We start from the raw sequence: 16984 nt of genomic DNA, 5'->3' as shown, positions 1-16984 counted from the left end.
ACATATCAACTAAATCGCTATTTGATTTTGAAAAGGACTTATTTGCGTGAAATCAAAATTTTGTGGCAAAAGTACTCCGTAAGTTGTTTACTTCTAGTATTTAATACGATTATGCTTCAAGAAAATACATAATTGAATTATTTCGAAAACCCTTTCGAACGTGTAGATAATATAAATTAAGGAGGTAGAAGCGCTTATGACTTGAAGACTATAGAATTATGTTGTCCAAATTATTTTAATTAGCGCTTGATATAAAGTATCTTTGAGGAGATAATAGTAGTTTAAAAAGTAAACACGAACCTGAAAAATAATCTGATAATAAATGAATAAGGAACTAGATCAATTAGCAGCCGATAATATTAGGGCATTAGCTGTAGCGATGGTAGAAAAGGCAAACTCTGGACACCCAGGTGGGCCAATGGGAGGAGCAGACTATATGCACATTTTATACTCTGAATTTTTCAACTATGATCCTTCAGATATGAAATGGCCATTTCGTGACCGTTTTTTCATGGATGCGGGGCACTTATCGACATTAATGTATGCGCAGTATTACCTATTAGGTAATTATGAAAAGAATGATGTTGCTAATTTTAGACAATGGGGTTCGGTAACACCGGGTCACCCAGAAGTAGATGTTGCAAGAGGAATTGAAAATACATCAGGACCATTAGGTCAAGGGCATACAATGGGAGTTGGTGCTGCAGTTGCGGCAAATTTCTTAAAAGCTCGTTTTGGAGATTGGATGAACCATAAAATTTATGGCTTTATTTCTGATGGTGGTGTACAAGAAGAAATATCGCAAGGTGCAGGTAGAATTGCAGGTCATTTAGGGTTAAGCAACTTTATTATGTTCTACGATTCTAACGATGTTCAATTATCATCTAAAACAGATGAGGTAACTTCAGAAGATACAGCGAAAAAATATGAAGCATGGGGATGGAAAGTTGTAACTATAGACGGTCACGACCATGAACAAATAAGAAAAGCACTTACAGATGCTAATGCAGAAACAGATAAGCCAACACTAATTATCGGTCAAACGATTATGGGTAAAGGTTGTGTAACTGCAGATGGTAGTCCTTACGAAGGGTATACAGAATTGCACGGTAAGCCAATTGGCGATACAGGTGCAGATTACGAAAAGACCCTAATAAATTTAGGAGCAGATGTAGCAAATCCTTTCGATATCTATTCAAAAGTAGAAGAGTACTACGAAGGAATTATCAATAAAAAGAAAGACCAAGCACAAGCTAAGAAAAAAGAAATTGATGCATGGCGTTCTTCGAATGCTGCGTTATCTGCAAAATTAGATGGTTTCTTAGAAGGTAAATTACCTAAACTAGACTTTAGCTCTATTGAGCAAAAAGAGGGCCAGGCAACACGTGCAGCATCTTCTAATGTTTTGGCTTATTTAGCGCAAAATGTGGAGAATATGATTGTATCCTCTGCCGATTTATCGAACAGTGATAAAACAGACGGATTCTTAAAGAAAACACACATTTTAAAGAAAGGTGATTTCTCTGGAGCATTCTTACAAGCAGGTGTAGCAGAATTAACAATGGCAACTATGGCTAACGGTATTGCGCTTCATGGCGGAGTAATGGCGGTAGTAGCAACATTCTTTGTATTCTCAGATTATATGAAACCAGCTATTCGTTTAAGCTGTATTCAAGAATTACCAGTAAAGTTTGTATGGACGCATGATGCCTTTAGAGTAGGTGAGGACGGACCAACACACCAGCCAATAGAGCAAGAAGCTCAAATACGTTTGTTAGAGAAATTAAAGAACCACAGCCACGATCAAAGTTTTGTAGCCTTACGTCCTGCAGATTCTCAAGAAACAAACGTAGCTTGGAAAATGGCAATGGAAAACCAAAAAACGCCGACCGGACTTATTTTATCTCGTCAAGGGATAAAAGATGTACCAGCGAAGAGTGGTAACCGTTACCAAGAAGCATTAGGAGCAGAAAAAGGAGGATACTTGGTACAAGAAGTAGCGAATCCAGATGTAATTTTAATCGCTAATGGTTCTGAAGTAGCAACATTGGTAGCTGCAACAAAATTATTAGAAGAGAAAGAAGGATTAAAAGTGAATATCGCTTCCATACCATCAGAAGGTATATTCAGACAGCAGTCAGAATCATACCAAGAAAAAGTGATTCCGCCAAACAAACCAGTTTTCGGACTTACGGCAGGTTTACCTGTAAACCTAGAAGGCTTGGCAGGACCAAACGGTAAAGTATTCGGTTTAGAGCATTTTGGTTATTCTGCTCCGGCAACTGTACTTGATGAAAAATTCGGCTTCACAGGAGAGCAAGTATACCAACAAGTAGTAGATTTTTTAAAATAAATAATCTTTGGGGCTTGCCCAAAAGACATTCATAATAAATTTAAAATAAGACAAGATGAAATTTTTTATAGATACAGCAAATTTAGACGAGATTAAAGAAGCTCAGGATATGGGTATTTTAGATGGTGTTACCACAAACCCATCTTTAATGGCAAAAGAAGGAATTACAGGGGCTGACAACATTTTGGCGCATTACAAGAAAATATGTGATCTAGTAGACGGTGACGTTAGTGCTGAGGTTATTTCTACTGATTTTGAAGGTATGGTAAAAGAAGGCGAGAAGTTGGTTAAAATTAGCCCGCAAATCGTTATTAAAGTACCTATGATTAAAGAAGGTGTAAAAGCAATTAAATATTTCTCCGATAAAGGATATAGAACAAACTGTACATTGGTATTCTCTTCTGGTCAAGCATTATTGGCCGCGAAGGCGGGTGCAACTTACGTATCGCCCTTTATTGGTCGTTTAGATGATATCTCTACAGACGGATTAGGATTGATTGCAGATATTCGTTTAATCTATGATAACTACGGTTACGAAACTCAAATATTAGCAGCATCTGTACGTCACGTAATGCATATTATCGATTGTGCTAAAATTGGTGCTGATGTTATGACAGGTGGTTTAAGTTCAATTACCGGACTATTAAAGCACCCATTAACTGATAGTGGTTTAGAGAAGTTCTTGGCAGATTACAAAAAAGGAAACTAAGTCTTAATATTTAGTCTATTGATATAGAAAACCATCACTTTTAAGTGATGGTTTTTTTGTTTTATATTAGTGTTTGTATAAGATGGATAAAGTAACTTGTTATCTTATACAACTGTTGTAAAAAATTTAACTAACTAATAAAATGCAAAAACTTTTAATTCTAATTTTTCTATTATTTAATTTATCAAACTTCTATGGACAAGATAAAAGTTTTAATTTCGGATTAAAGGCGGGAATTAATTATGGAAAATATACTCCAAATAAAAATTCTATAGATTATAAATACAAAATTGGATTTTATGCAGGGGGATTTTTTAATATCTCTTTGGAAGAAAAATTGGAATTTCAACCAGAGGTTTTATTTGCACTACAAGGTAGTAAGGTCAATTTGGGAAGTTTAAGTATTCCTAACTTCGATTACAACGGTAATCCATTACCCAATCGAAATACATATGAATTCACTTATCAGGTTAACGAATTGACTGTCTCTATACCATTAGCAATAAAAGTCTTTTTTTCCAAAAGCTTTTATCTTGAAAGTGGTCCGCAATTTGGATTTATTGTTGACAGAAGTTTGAATACGTCTCAGCAATTATTAGCTGGAGAAGATGATAGTTTTGTGATTAGAGAAGGAGATTCTTTTGATTTTGGAGTAATCCTTGGGTTTGGTCAAAAATTATCAGAAAGTTTATCCCTAAACTTAAGGTCATATTCTGGATTATTAAAACGAGATGATGATATTAAATCTTTTGTATTTAATCTAGGAATTGAATATAGTTTATAAAAATTTTTACAACAAAACCTAAACGTAATGCGGTCTTTAGGGTTTAAAGCTAAGGTCTGAGTAAATTTATAAAGTCGCTAAATCTTATGGATTTAGCTTTAGACAAGAAAAAAGAAAAAGCAAAACCCGCCCGTACCGAAAAGGCACGTTCGGGCGGGCAATAAGCTTTAGCTACGCACGCTGACGGCAACGAAATGTTTCCTTGCCTCCGCACTACGCATAGCTCAAACGTTAGCGTTTATTGTAAAAAAGCATTTTGGGAAATTTCAATATAAAAAATATTGAGTTTTGACGGAATCTCTAATAGTCATTTTAAAATCAATTAAGTATGCGTTTATGGACAGTTTTAATTTTTGCAGTTCTCTTTCATTCATGTAATACAACTTCTCCGTATGAAGTCATAGATGGCATTCTAGAAGTCCCCGAAAACAGACTAGACTCAGATTCTCGCACTCTCAAATTGACATATAAAGTTCTTAAGGCTAAAAAAGCCGATTCTTTAAAGAAGCCTATTTTATATTTACAGGGTGGACCAGGTGTTCCTACCTTAATCATGGAAGAGAATTGGAAAAATCATCCTTTTAGGAACAATAGGGATATTGTACTTATGGATCAACGTGGAACAGGTGCGTCGTCCGATGCAGACTGTAGTAATATAGGTAAAGCTATTATTGCTGTGGTAAGACAAGACTTAAGTGCTAAAGAAGAATTGAAAGCCTTGGACTCAATCTTTAATCAATGTAGCAAAGTACTCAATAAAAAAGGGGTCGATTTAGCAGGCTATAATAGCCAAGAAAATGCTGCTGATTTCGAGGCCTTGCGCAAAGATTTGGGATATGAGCAATGGAATCTATTAGGAGCATCTTATGGTTCAAGATTAGGATTGACCATCATGCGCGATTTTCCACTTAGTGTTCGTAGCTCAATATTTGTAGGCGTTTTTGCTCCAGAATCTCAATTACTTGGAGAAACGGTTATCGATTTTGAAAATTCCCTTTTTGAGGTTCTCAAGCGTTGTCAACAAAGTGAGAAATGTAATAGCCGCTATCCAAACCTTAAAAATCGTTTATTAAAAATTCTAAAAAAGTTAAAATCTGAACCCTTGCATTTAGAATACGACTCAAAACCTTTTGTTCTAAACCGTCGAGATGCCTTACTATTATTACACCAATCACTTTATAGTCGCTCTTCAATAGCCGATATCCCCGAAATTATTGAAGCGATGGAGAAGGGTAATTCGGAACCCATAATCAAAGTCCTTCAACGTATTGAGTTTATGTACAATCTTGTTCATTGGCCTATGAACAATTCTGTCATGGCCTATGAAGAACTGCCATTTATGGATAGTGTTGAAATTAGTAATGCTCAGAAAAAATCTGAACTGGGATTTGACATTATGACCTTTGAAGGGTTAAACTCTCTATCCGATTGGCATCCATTTAGAGCTTCGGTCCTTGAAAACCAACCCGTGATTTCAGATGTTCCAACGTTGTTGGTTTCGGGCAGTTTGGACCCAGTCAATCCCATTAGTAATTCCATCGAAGCTTTAAAGCATTTGAAAAATGGTTACGGGGTCGTTTTCCCAGATGAAAGTCATGATTTGGTGAATCCCTGTTTGCTTCAAATAACCGAAGATTTTTTTAACAATCCATTCAATAAACCGAATTTAGATTGTAGCACAATAAGACAACCAATTGAATGGAACTTCCACGAAAACGCCCAATAGGAAAATTCAGATAATCAAAAAGAACTTTTTGTTCTATTTTTGGTGTAAAAGTCAATGTTGTGAAGAGTTTTGAAAAATTATTTGGTAAGAATTCCTACTAGTTCAAAAAAGATAACTCGAACGGATTTCCCACTCGGTCGGAGATAAATAAAAGCAAAAAATCTAGCTATTTTGGAATACTCGGGCGAAAACAACAAACGCTAACACCGGTAACCGTTGCACAAGCTTAAATTCTGAATAAAATCAACATAATAAAGCCTCTTTAAGAGGTTTTATTATTACCGGTTCAGTATTAGAATGTCACTTTTTGATGCCTTAGGAATACTGAAAACATATCTTGGACAGTACTTTTTATAAAGACCTTAAAAGCAAGCTTTGCTAGCCCACTATTTGAACGTTTCAGTTCAAATTTCAGGTACTTCTTAAGGTTATAGGCGATTGCGGAGAGGTGCATCACCTTGTTGGCCTGTTCCAGACCTATCGTATTTATCTTGCGCATGCCCATGAACTGGGTGAGGGTACCGAAAACGGGTTCTACGGTGCTTTGTCGTTTACCCTTCATATACCTGCCCTGTGGGCTCTCGACCCTTGCGATGTTCCGTTCGTATTCCGCCCGATAATACGTGACCGAGAACTGTTTCTCGTTGACCTTTCCAAGGCAGCTTTCCATGATCGAGCAGCCCTTGCAGATCTTGCTCGACGCGCGGTACGCCTTCTTTTTGGTCTTGGTCCGGCTGTCAAGGAACACTTTTTTGAAAGGGATCACCTTGCCCTGTGGGCATAGATAATTGTCGTGTTCCCTGATGTACGTAAACCCATCGGGACCACCTTTATAGGTGCCATGCGGTGGAATGAAACTTTTTAGCCCTTGGTTTTCCAGAAATGCATAGTTCTCCCCGCTACTATACCCCGTATCGGCCACGCAGTTTTCAAATACCAGACCTTGTTGCCATAATCTTCTTTGCAAGCGTTGTACGATATCCTGTAATTGCTGGTTATCCTTTCCATCTGCATGGTACGCCCTGATGTCGGTTATAACATGATGCGCCGTGTCAACACTAAGTTGAGAAAGATAGTTCAGCTTTCTGGCCTTGCCGGGTTTCACACTTATCCTGGCATCGGGGTCCGTTGGGCTATAATGTGTTTTGTTACTGGTGTACTTCGCACCTTTATTACCTGCACCGGGTCTTTGATCCTGATCCTTCGCCCACTTCTTGTTACGGCTCTTTATCGCATTCAGCTCCTTTCCACTTGCGGTAATACTACGATCGCCCTTATCCGCTTTATTATCCTTGGACTTACGGTGTGGCACTTCCCTGTCCATGGCGCTGATCGCCCGTATCCGCACCAAGTGCTCCTTTAGTTCTTCCTCGGGCACTTTCAGTTCCAAGGTATCCATACTCGCGTTCGCCTTTACCGGTGCCGAATCTATCGCTTGGGTATGACCACTTACCATTCCCTTTTCTATACACAACTGTAAAATATTCGTGAACACTTCCTCGAAAACGGACTCTGGAAACAGTTGGCGTGTACGGCTTATGGTACTGTGCCATGGAAGTTCCTCATCAATGTCATAGCCTATGAAATAAAGAATGTCCAAGCGCATCGAACAATGCGCAATCAGTTTACGGTCGCTGATAAGGTTCTCCAGATAACCCACCAGACAAAGCTTGAAGAACACCACGGGGTCTATGCTCTTTTGACCGCTCTCCCCATAATAGGGCCGAGTCAACTTATAGAGGAAACCAAGATCAAGGGCGGATCCCAAACGCCTGTAAAAATTGTTCTTCGGTATACGTTCACTAAGTTGGAAACTAGCGAAAAGCTTCTCCTGGTACTCCTTTTTTCCCTGCATACAACAAGTTACGATCAAATGTCCGATCGGCAAGGATCAGAGCTCGATATTTTTTATATCTTGTGCAACAGGCACAATGGCTATAGCAAATAGGGCAGAAAGTGTTATATTTAAAAGCTTGGGCGTATTTGCTAAGATTGCAAAATCGTTGGGATTTGGCTTTTAAAATGAAAAGAAAAAAACAAAAAGATTTTGATTTGTGCGTAGACAGAAATGAAAAGTTTACTTGCCTTCGCATTAACTTTAGCTCAGTCATTATCAATTATCTTTCTGATTTTAGTGCAATACAATTTATTTAAAGAATGAGATATCTTAATTTTAAAAAAATAATAGAACTTTTTTTATTTCTATGTATTCCTCTTTTAACAAGTTGTGTTTCGGATAACAAAAAAAAATCTGATCAATATATTGCAATCCCTATACCTAAAGCCAATAAACTAGTAAATGCTTTACCTCTAGAAATAAAATCACCTGTAAACAATCCTCAATCTAAGGAAAAAATTAACTTAGGTAGACTACTTTTTTTCGACCCAATTTTGTCAGGAGACAAAGATGTGGCATGTGCTACTTGTCATCATCCAGATAATGGCTATGCTGAATTTAGAGATATTTCAATTGGAGTTAATGGTACTGGGTTTGGTTTGGCAAGAGAATTTAAAAAACCAAATAACATTCCTTTTCTTAAAAGAAATGCACATACTATTATAAATACTGCTTTTAATGGTATAAATTCCTTAGATACATACAGTCCCGAAGATTCTCCTATGTTTTGGGACTCAAGAGTTAATAGTTTGGAAACGCAGGCAATAGAACCTATAAAAACACTTGAGGAAATGCGTGGCTTAAATTTTTCAGAAGATGAAATTTTAAAAGAGGTGGTTTTAAGGTTAAAAGAAATACCTGAATACCAAAAACTTTTTAATAATAGCTTTAATGAAGCCAACGCCATAACCATTGATAATATCGGAAAAGCCATAGCTGCTTACGAAAGAACCTTAATTACTAACAACTCCAGTTTCGACAAATATATGCGAGGCGATACCGAAGCTATTTCACTAGGTGAAAAAAAAGGTTTTCAATTATTTAAAAAAGTTGGCTGCATAAATTGCCATAATGGACCAATGTTTTCAGATTATAAAATACATACCTTAAGTGTTCCAGAAAACAACAAACTATCAATACCGGATAATGGTTTTGAGCAGCAATTTGGTTTTAGAACGCCGACACTTCGTAATTTACGGTTTACAGCGCCATACATGCACAATGGCACACTAACAAATCTTAAAGCGGTATTGGAATTCTACGAGGATTTATCCTTTAACAAATCTAGAAATCCTGAAGTTCCTATACATACTGTTGATAGTTTAGCCAAAAATTTGACTTTAAGGGTTAAGGACATGTCATCTATTATATCATTTTTAAATACTTTAAACGATGATAGTTTTGACAAAACTATCCCAGAAAAGGTACCTAGTGGTCTTGAAGTTGGTGGTGAGATTAATTAATATATTATCTAGACTGCTGAAAATAAAACCCAATACTAAACGTAACTACAAACTTATAGACCTGAACATTGGTAATTTAAAGACTTTCAGTCTAATTGATAAATGTTTACTTCAAAAAACTAAGCTGTAATTCAAATACGTACCATAAAAAGTATTTACTAAAATTTAAAATAATATACCAGCAATGGTTAATTCCTAAAATACTCCAAACATTTAATCATCGGATTTGTCTTTCTATTTATAAAGCCATGAACCAAACTACTAACGATTAAAACTCCTGCGGCAATGCCTGCCACATAAACCAGTATCACGTTATTACTTTCATTATTGGCGTGCGCAATTGCAATCAATGCCCAAGCGCCAACTAATGCAAACTCTCTCATATTACGAGTCCATGTCACGATAAGATTAATTATGGTGGCGATGGTAATCATAAAAATTGTCCATGTAACTTCTGAAATACCAAAGCCATCCCAACCTACTTTTGTTAGATAGGAAGAGACACAAGCAATACTTGCAACGGTTACCCAGCCACTATATAATACAAACGGCCACCACAGAAATGCAATCACAGAAATAGGTTCGTCGTTGAGTTCCATGGAATTAATCATGACAATTTTTAAAAGTGAAAAGAGTTGCAAGAAAATGATGATACAAGAAAGTCCGGTGTAGCCATAGAGCCAAGCAAAAATCCATGCGCAATTAAATACACAAGAAATTACAAACCACCATCCCGTTTTTAAAACGAAATCATCTTCTCTTACTTTTACAAATAAACTTCTTCCTTGATACACTATAAAAGCCAACAGGAATAAATAGATGAAACCCCAAATGCTAAAGGCATATCCAGAAGGCGTGAAGAGCGAATTTAATTCACCGGAAATTTTGCCAATAGTTGTGTTATTAATAAGACCTGTATTTGACAAATAGTTGATAAAAATTGTCAAAATCAATGCTATGGCATTACTTATTTGAAGAAGTTTTTTCATTTTAAAACATATAATATGATAGGTAAAATTACTAAAAACCGACAGTGATATTGACCCATTTCAAGAATCTATTAATTTGAAAATTACAATATTTATGAACCTATACATGGTATAAATAGAAATCTAGCGTCTTAATTTAGTTAATTTATAACACTTAAACTCATCAGAAAAAAGTCGAATTTCGTTTGAAAGTTGTTTTAGATAAATGAAACTAACACTATTTTAAAATTTTACACCCTCCGCTATTTATGAAACAAATATTAATTTTAGTCGGTATAGGATTATCAATATTAAGTTGTTCGGATACTAAAAATATGCCTAAGGTAAAATCAATACCGGTGGAACAATTAAAAAACACACATACGAATCAAGAGTGGTTTGTTCCAACAAAAAAAGCAATTGAAGGTCTTACCGTGGAGCAGTCTAATTGGAAGGACAGCACGGAAAATCATTCGATAGGTGAATTAGTTTCTCATTTGATATTTTGGAACGAAATGAATCTAAAATCATTTAAAGGAGAAGAAGTGTCGGAATTTAATGGTGAAAACAAAGAAACCTTTAAGAAAAATAATACTGTTGATTGGGAAATTGCAAAACAACGATTGGACAGTATTCAAATACAATGGGAAATACTGACGGAAAAAGCAACGGACGAACAAATTACAACGTGGAGTATGGAGATATTGAATATGGCATCACATACCGCATATCATACGGGACAAATTGTTTATATTAGAAAACGAAATGGTTGGTGGAATTAACTAGTAATAGCAAATCCAAAACGTAAAGCACAACCTCATATAAGAAGTTCTAATACAGCTCTCAGCTAATTGTAATAAGGAAACTTAGTAGTATAGATTTAGACTTTTTTATATCCAAACCATTACTGTAAAGTGATGGTTTTTTTTGTTTTATATTAGTGGTTTAGGCTTTTAGAAATAGTACAAGAAATGATTACGAACAATAAACTCTTATTTAGATTTTTAGTGCTGTTTTTTATGCTTCTAATATTTCCTTTTCCGCTTGATGTATTTCCAAAGTTTGATTTTTTTGAAAAGCTTGTTCCAAATATTTATCAGTATATAGTTCCTTGGATTGGGGAGCACATATTAAAATTAGAAGAACCTATAACTGTTTTTGAAAACGGAAGTGGTGATAAAACCTATGATTATGTTTTGCTTTTATTCATTCTCTCTATAGCTTTATTAGGAGCTATTTTGTGGTCGTTTCTTTTAAAGAATGCAAATGGCTATGCAAAATTAAATTACTGGTTTTTAGTACTTGTAAGGTACTCTTTAGGTTCGACTATGATATACTATGGTCTTTTTAAGATAATGCCTTTACAATTTGGGGAAATTGCTTTTTGGAGAATGCTTCAACCCTATGGAGATTCATCGCCTATGGGCTTGGCTTGGACATTTTTGGGATACTCTAAAGGGTACAATTTATTTATGGGTTTGGCTGAATTTATTGGAGGAATACTGCTTTTTCATAGAAGAACCACCTTATTGGGCAGTCTTATTTTATTACCTGTAACGGCAAACATTGTAGCTATAAATTTCTTTTATGATGTACCGGTTAAACTATTTTCCTCACAGTTACTTTTAATGGCAATTATAATAATAGTACCAGATATAAAGCGGTTGTGGAATGTAATTGTTTTTAATAAAGCCACTAAGAAAATAGAATTTGAAAATTATTTTAAATCTAGGAAATGGGCTATACGAGCAACTATTTTAAAATGGGCAATTGTAATTTTAATACTTTTTAACTCTATAAGTTACACAACAGGAATTTATAGTAAAAACATAGATAAGCCCGAGCTTTATGGCTTATATGAAGTAAACCTTTTTAAACGTAATCGAGACACTGTTCCGCCCATATTAAATAATGAGAAAAGATGGCGTCATGTATTTTTTGAATACCCGAACACTACCCAATTTTCAACGATGGCAAAAGGAAGATATGGATTACGAACCGAAGTAGATACTTTAAAAAAACAAATTAAATTAACGGAATATAACGACACTACTGCTGTATATATTCTCAAGTATAAAAGAACCGATTCTACTTTAAACTTAAGTGGTGTATTTCGAAAAGACACTATATTTTGCGAAACAAAACGATTGGATAAAAAGGATTTTAGACTTACTTCTAGAGGTTTTAATTGGGTAAATGAATATCCTTACAATCGGTAATCTTAAATACTATCAATGTCTTTAATATACACTTATAAGTCCATCGTTTTTATTTTAATTTAGTACGGTCTATGAAAGGTGCTTATAGATACTTGTGGCTATATCAATGTTCTAATATAAAAACTTAACGAACACTATCTAAAGTGAAAATATCTTCATATCTATTACATAAGAACACACCTAGTTGTAGGGAGACTCAAATAATACCTACCATTACTATAAAAGACAATCGTTTAGTTGAAAACTATTATGTAGATTTTAAAACTAAGGCGAAAGTTAATAGGTTTATAAATAACCAAAAGGGAGACCCAATATTTTTTAATGAAGATGATTGTGAGTGGTTATCTCCTACATTCATTAGAAATAATAATACCCTATATGGGTTTTCATTAATTGAGAAAAGTAATTCTGTAAAACTTTTTTTTACAGAAGTAAAAGCACAAGTAGATTTTTATTCGTTTGAACCCATTGGAAGGTTTTATGCAAAGGATAAAAATCATTTTTATTATGGTCCAGGTGCTAAAAAAATAAAAGAAGATTACTTGGAATTATTTTTTGACGAAACATATAGAGATGATTGGAATAAATTATATCCTGAAAGAAACGTTCCGTTAAAAAATAAACTATGGAATTCTAACATAGCGGTATCAAAAGATAAAGTGTATTGGAAGGGTTTACTGAAAAAGGATATTCACCCCAGTCTAAAGCGGATAAATCAATTTTATTGGGCAGATGATTATTCTGTTTTTGAATATGATTTACAAAGATTAAAAAAAATAGAAGAATTTGATAGGCCAACCTTAGTTTATAACAACTTTATAATAAATAATTCAATGCACGGCTTAGTTTCCGACATCCATAAGCCTGCGTATTGTTATTATGATGATAGACAGCCAAATAAGAAATATGACTTTAAGAGTTTTAAGCCTCTTTTTGAAGATTTAAGGGGAAGCATAAGTAATGAATATTGGTGGTATAAAATGGAAAAAGAAATAGAAAAAGATGAATGAATAAATTTACCTGTACATGACAAAGGGTTAGAGAATTAATAATGTCTGTTAATTTCACTGACAACGTCAAACGCGTAAACCCGCAATAATTCTTTAGCAATAAAGTTTTAAAACATTACCCAAAAACAAATTATGAGTAGTAATCTAGAAAATATAGATATTGAAGACTGGAAACTTATAAAAGAAACTTCTGAAGAAAAAATTTACGAACAGAGTGGTATTGAAAAACGAATACAGATTTTTGAAAACTACACGGTAGAGGAAAATTATAAAAATGGTAAGCTACATGGATTAACTATTGGTAGAATGAACGAACCTTTTACTCATTTTCCTGAGAATAAAAGTAAAATTTACCTAATTGAAAATTATAAGAATGGTAAACTAAATGGTTTACAAAGAGGCTATTATGAAGATGGTTCAAAGACCGAAACGAATTGGTTAAATGACCAAATGCATGGGAAGGTAGTTTCTTATTTTGGTAATGGACAACAAGAGAAAGAAAGGCATTATATAAAAGGAAAATTAGAAGGAAAACAAATGGAGTGGTACATAAATGGGCAAGTAAAACTTGAAGAAGTTTTTGTAAAAGGGGTTCCTTCTGGTGAAAGTCTAAAATATCTAGAAAGCGGTTATTTAAAAAGAAAAAGGTATTATCAAAAAGGAAAAATAGAAGGGTTGGTATATGAATTATGGGATTATAAAGGAAACATAATTGACGGTGGAATATACAGCGAAACGGAATACAAAAATGATATACCAAACGGTAAGGAAACGGTCTACTTTCCTAACAACACAAAAATGCGCGAAGGGGTTTATAAGAATGGAATAGAAGACGGGAAAAGAATTTGGTGGAATTTAAACGGTAGCTTGGCTATTAAAGAATACTATGAAAATGGCGAATTGGATGGCGAAAGATTTCTTTATGACGAACAAGGAAAACTTGAAAGTATTCAGAAATACGCTCATGGAGAACGAATTTCTTAATATAAAAAACTTCTCCAAGAGTTCTGTTAGATCAATAAAAGTCTAGGAAAATTAATTCTGAATTTCTAGTTTAAATAGTATAAAGCTATATGTATTGCTATGAATAAAACCTTGGTTCAATTACGAAAACGACTCCATAAATATCCAGAGCTTTCAGGCGAAGAATATGCAACTGCAAAACAAATAATTGAATTTGTAAAAGAATTTAAACCAACTAAAATTATCGATTCCATTGGTGGGGCAGGGGTTGCGGTTGTTTATGAATTTGAGAATGTTGGACCAACTGTTGTAATTCGTTGCGAATTAGATGCCTTACCCATCGTTGAGGAAAATACGTTTGCACACCAGTCCAAAAACAGTGGAGTATCTCATAAATGTGGTCATGACGGTCATATGGCTATCGTAGCTGGTTTAGCGGAATGGTTGTCCGCGACTGAATTTGATAAAGGAAACGTGGTCTTACTTTTTCAACCTGCAGAAGAAACAGGAAAAGGTGCGACTAAAGTTTTAGAAGATGATAGATTTTTAAACCTTAATCCCGATTATGTTTTTGCGCTTCATAACCTTCCCGGAGAAAAAATACATTCTATAATTGTAAAATCAAGTTTCTTTACAGCTACGGTACAAAGCTTCAGAATTCAATTAACAGGAAAGAAATCGCATGCTTCTGAACCAGAAAACGGAGTGAATCCGGCAATGGCAATATCACAATTAATTCAAGTTATACATACGTTTGCGAATCCGAATGCTAATAGTGAAAACTTTGCGCTGTTGACTCCAATTTGTATTGATTTAGGAGAAAAAAATTACGGAATTTCCCCTGAAAATGCAGAACTACATTATACTATACGCACATGGAGCGGTGAAGTTATGAGTGTTTTGGAAAATAAAATAAAACAAGCCGTAAGTGAAATATCTAATACCCATACAATAAAAGCAGAAATAGATTGGTTCGAGTTTTTTCCGGCTTCTAATAATAATACCGAGTGTGTGGGAATGATTGAGAAAGTTGCCAATGAAAATAATTTTGAATTAGTTGAGCACCCATGTTCCTTAAAATTTGGAGAAGATTTTGGTTGGTTTTCATTAAAATATAAAAGTGCTATTTTCGGTTTAGGAGCTGGGAAACATCAGCCTGCCTTGCATCATGCCGACTATGATTTTCCAGATGAAATTATAGCTACAGGCCTTTTGATGTTTAAAGGTTTAATTACTGAGATTTTGGGAAAATAGGTATCTTTAAGACCAACAACCAATTCTACCAAAATGAAAAATCTATTTCTAGTACTATTCTTTGCTATTCAGCTCTTTTCCTGTCAAGATGAAAAGAAAATTGAAGAGCAAATAACCCAAAAACCGAACATCATTTATATTCTTGCAGATGATTTAGGATATGCTGAAATTGGCGCTTATGGTCAAAAGAAAATTGAAACTCCAAATATAGATGCCCTAGCAAAAGAAGGCATGATTTTTACGCAGCATTATTCCAGTGCTCCCGTTTGCGCACCTGCCAGATATATGTTTTTAACTGGTAAGCATGCAGGCAATTCATTTATTCGTGGAAATGATGAGTGGAACGACCGTGGCGATGTTTGGAACTATGAAGCCATGTCAAAAGATTCTACTTTAGAAGGGCAGCGACCAGTACCGAAAGGTACTAAGACCATTGCCAACTACTTAAAAGATGAAGGGTATAAAACTGGTTTGGTTGGTAAATGGGGATTAGGGGCTCCGCATACACACTCCATACCCAATGAAATGGGATTCGATTTTTTCTACGGCTTCAATTGTCAACGACAAGCGCACACGTATTATCCGCTGCATTTGTATAAGAACAAGAACCGTGTGCATTTAGCGAATGATACCGTAGCACCAAGTTCACCGTTCCCAAAGGGGTTAGACCCAAAGAATCCTGAAAGTTATAAAGACTACACGCTAACGGATTATGCTCCAGACTTAATGTTTAAAGAGCTAACAGGTTTTGTTAAAGAGAATAAGGATAATCCGTTTTTTCTGTATTGGGCAACTCCTATTCCGCATGTGGCGTTACAAGCTCCGCAGCGTTGGGTAGATTATTATGTAGAAAAATTTGGACCAGAAGAACCGTATTTATCAGGTAACGGAAATGGTTATTTTTCACATCAGACTCCCCATGCGGCCTATGCCGCTATGGTTTCTTATTTTGATGAGAATGTAGGGAAATTGGTAAAGCAGTTAAAGGACGAAGGAATTTATGAGAATACACTGATTGTATTTACTTCGGATAACGGGCCAAGTTATGCAGGTGGTGCCGACCCTACTTTTTTTGAAAGCGCAAAACCATTTGACGGAGTTTATGGCAAAGGAAAAGGGTTTGTATATGAAGGGGGAATTAGAGTGCCGACATTCTTTACCTGGCCAGGCAAAATAAAGTCGGGTACAACAAGCGAACATGCTTCTGCACATTACGATATGTTGGCAACCTTTACTGACATTCTTGAAATTGAAAAACCAGCTGACACGGACGGAATTAGTTTTTTACCTACATTATTGGGTGAAGATGATCAGACTGAGCATGAGTTCATGTATTGGGAATTCCCAGAATATGGTGGACAAATTGCTATTAGAATAGGCGATTGGAAAGTAGTTCGTCAACATCTAAAAGATGACGAGCAACCAACATTGGAACTCTACAATTTAAAAGACGATCCTACCGAGAAGAATAATATAGCTACAAATCATCCAGAGATTTTAGAGAAGGCGGAAGCAATATTTAAAAGGGAACACACGAAACCAGAGACTGAGCGTTTTCAAATTCCATTATTAGAAGGCGGATTATTAAGTGAGTAGAAATGTGTGGTTAGAAATTACATAAACTTAAGACACTAACCT

Annotated in this window: 13 protein-coding genes; 11 read left to right on the top strand and 2 right to left on the bottom strand. The window is 35.2% G+C overall.

Annotated elements, in window-relative coordinates:
• The first annotated feature begins 322 nt into the window (after window positions 1-322).
• The 4 genes from BTR34_RS01205 (at window position 323) to BTR34_RS01190 (ending at window position 5572) form a co-directional block, all read left to right on the top strand.
• Window positions 323-2353, top strand: a complete 2031-nt coding sequence (locus tag BTR34_RS01205; protein WP_068487066.1) for a transketolase family protein — start codon at window positions 323-325, stop codon at window positions 2351-2353.
• Between the two features lie 55 nt (window positions 2354-2408).
• Complete coding sequence (gene fsa, locus BTR34_RS01200) at window positions 2409-3062, top strand: fructose-6-phosphate aldolase (RefSeq protein ID WP_068487068.1); 654 nt, start codon at window positions 2409-2411, stop codon at window positions 3060-3062.
• Window positions 3063-3204: 142 nt separating this feature from the next.
• On the top strand, window positions 3205-3846 hold the full coding sequence (locus BTR34_RS01195) for a porin family protein (protein WP_068487070.1): 642 nt from the start codon (window positions 3205-3207) through the stop codon (window positions 3844-3846).
• A 328-nt stretch (window positions 3847-4174) separates the two neighbouring features.
• Complete coding sequence (locus BTR34_RS01190) at window positions 4175-5572, top strand: alpha/beta fold hydrolase (protein WP_068487093.1); 1398 nt, start codon at window positions 4175-4177, stop codon at window positions 5570-5572.
• 292 nt (window positions 5573-5864) lie between these two features.
• On the opposite strand, the gene BTR34_RS01185 is transcribed toward BTR34_RS01190, so the two are convergent.
• Window positions 5865-7427 (bottom strand): IS1182 family transposase, encoded by a 1563-nt coding sequence (locus BTR34_RS01185; protein WP_068485162.1) that lies wholly within the window; start codon window positions 7425-7427, stop codon window positions 5865-5867.
• A 302-nt stretch (window positions 7428-7729) separates the two neighbouring features.
• Between BTR34_RS01185 and BTR34_RS01180 the strand changes: the two genes are divergently transcribed.
• Window positions 7730-8932 (top strand): cytochrome-c peroxidase, encoded by a 1203-nt coding sequence (locus BTR34_RS01180; RefSeq protein ID WP_068484054.1) that lies wholly within the window; start codon window positions 7730-7732, stop codon window positions 8930-8932.
• Window positions 8933-9120: 188 nt separating this feature from the next.
• Here the strand turns inward: BTR34_RS01180 and BTR34_RS01175 are convergent, their stop codons facing one another.
• Window positions 9121-9921 carry a hypothetical protein gene (locus tag BTR34_RS01175; RefSeq protein ID WP_068484052.1) on the bottom strand — a complete coding sequence of 267 codons (801 nt, stop codon included), beginning with the start codon at window positions 9919-9921 and terminating at the stop codon, window positions 9121-9123.
• Window positions 9922-10169: 248 nt separating this feature from the next.
• On the opposite strand from BTR34_RS01175, the gene BTR34_RS01170 reads away from it, so the two are divergent.
• The 6 genes from BTR34_RS01170 to BTR34_RS01145 all read left to right on the top strand — a co-directional run bounded on the left by BTR34_RS01170 (window position 10170) and on the right by BTR34_RS01145 (window position 16942).
• A complete protein-coding gene (locus BTR34_RS01170) occupies window positions 10170-10682 on the top strand; it encodes a DinB family protein (protein ID WP_068484051.1) in 513 nt (170 codons plus the stop codon).
• A gap of 237 nt (window positions 10683-10919) precedes the next feature.
• Window positions 10920-12119, top strand: a complete 1200-nt coding sequence (locus BTR34_RS01165) for a hypothetical protein (protein WP_068484049.1) — start codon at window positions 10920-10922, stop codon at window positions 12117-12119.
• Window positions 12120-12262: 143 nt separating this feature from the next.
• Complete coding sequence (locus BTR34_RS01160; RefSeq protein ID WP_068484047.1) at window positions 12263-13129, top strand: hypothetical protein; 867 nt, start codon at window positions 12263-12265, stop codon at window positions 13127-13129.
• Between the two features lie 132 nt (window positions 13130-13261).
• Window positions 13262-14113, top strand: a complete 852-nt coding sequence (locus BTR34_RS01155) for a toxin-antitoxin system YwqK family antitoxin (protein WP_068484045.1) — start codon at window positions 13262-13264, stop codon at window positions 14111-14113.
• A gap of 99 nt (window positions 14114-14212) precedes the next feature.
• Complete coding sequence (locus BTR34_RS01150; RefSeq protein WP_068484043.1) at window positions 14213-15346, top strand: amidohydrolase; 1134 nt, start codon at window positions 14213-14215, stop codon at window positions 15344-15346.
• A 33-nt stretch (window positions 15347-15379) separates the two neighbouring features.
• Window positions 15380-16942, top strand: a complete 1563-nt coding sequence (locus BTR34_RS01145; RefSeq protein WP_068484041.1) for an arylsulfatase — start codon at window positions 15380-15382, stop codon at window positions 16940-16942.
• Window positions 16943-16984: the final 42 nt, after the last annotated feature.

It is taken from the genome of Maribacter hydrothermalis (assembly GCF_001913155.1).
In the GTDB taxonomy this organism is placed as follows: Bacteria; Bacteroidota; Bacteroidia; order Flavobacteriales; family Flavobacteriaceae; genus Maribacter; species Maribacter hydrothermalis.
This window is presented reverse-complemented; position numbering and strand designations above follow the sequence as displayed.

What these genes read in the sequence shown, in the direction of transcription:
- BTR34_RS01205 (WP_068487066.1), top strand. Translation starts at nt 323, where the DNA reads ATGAATAAGGAACTAGATCAATTAGCAGCCGATAATATTAGGGCATTA.
- fsa (WP_068487068.1), top strand. Translation starts at nt 2,409, where the DNA reads ATGAAATTTTTTATAGATACAGCAAATTTAGACGAGATTAAAGAAGCT.
- BTR34_RS01195 (WP_068487070.1), top strand. Translation starts at nt 3,205, where the DNA reads ATGCAAAAACTTTTAATTCTAATTTTTCTATTATTTAATTTATCAAAC.
- BTR34_RS01190 (WP_068487093.1), top strand. Translation starts at nt 4,175, where the DNA reads ATGCGTTTATGGACAGTTTTAATTTTTGCAGTTCTCTTTCATTCATGT.
- BTR34_RS01185 (WP_068485162.1), bottom strand. Translation starts at nt 7,427, where the DNA reads ATGCAGGGAAAAAAGGAGTACCAGGAGAAGCTTTTCGCTAGTTTCCAA.
- BTR34_RS01180 (WP_068484054.1), top strand. Translation starts at nt 7,730, where the DNA reads ATGAGATATCTTAATTTTAAAAAAATAATAGAACTTTTTTTATTTCTA.
- BTR34_RS01175 (WP_068484052.1), bottom strand. Translation starts at nt 9,921, where the DNA reads ATGAAAAAACTTCTTCAAATAAGTAATGCCATAGCATTGATTTTGACA.
- BTR34_RS01170 (WP_068484051.1), top strand. Translation starts at nt 10,170, where the DNA reads ATGAAACAAATATTAATTTTAGTCGGTATAGGATTATCAATATTAAGT.
- BTR34_RS01165 (WP_068484049.1), top strand. Translation starts at nt 10,920, where the DNA reads ATGCTTCTAATATTTCCTTTTCCGCTTGATGTATTTCCAAAGTTTGAT.
- BTR34_RS01155 (WP_068484045.1), top strand. Translation starts at nt 13,262, where the DNA reads ATGAGTAGTAATCTAGAAAATATAGATATTGAAGACTGGAAACTTATA.
- BTR34_RS01150 (WP_068484043.1), top strand. Translation starts at nt 14,213, where the DNA reads ATGAATAAAACCTTGGTTCAATTACGAAAACGACTCCATAAATATCCA.
- BTR34_RS01145 (WP_068484041.1), top strand. Translation starts at nt 15,380, where the DNA reads ATGAAAAATCTATTTCTAGTACTATTCTTTGCTATTCAGCTCTTTTCC.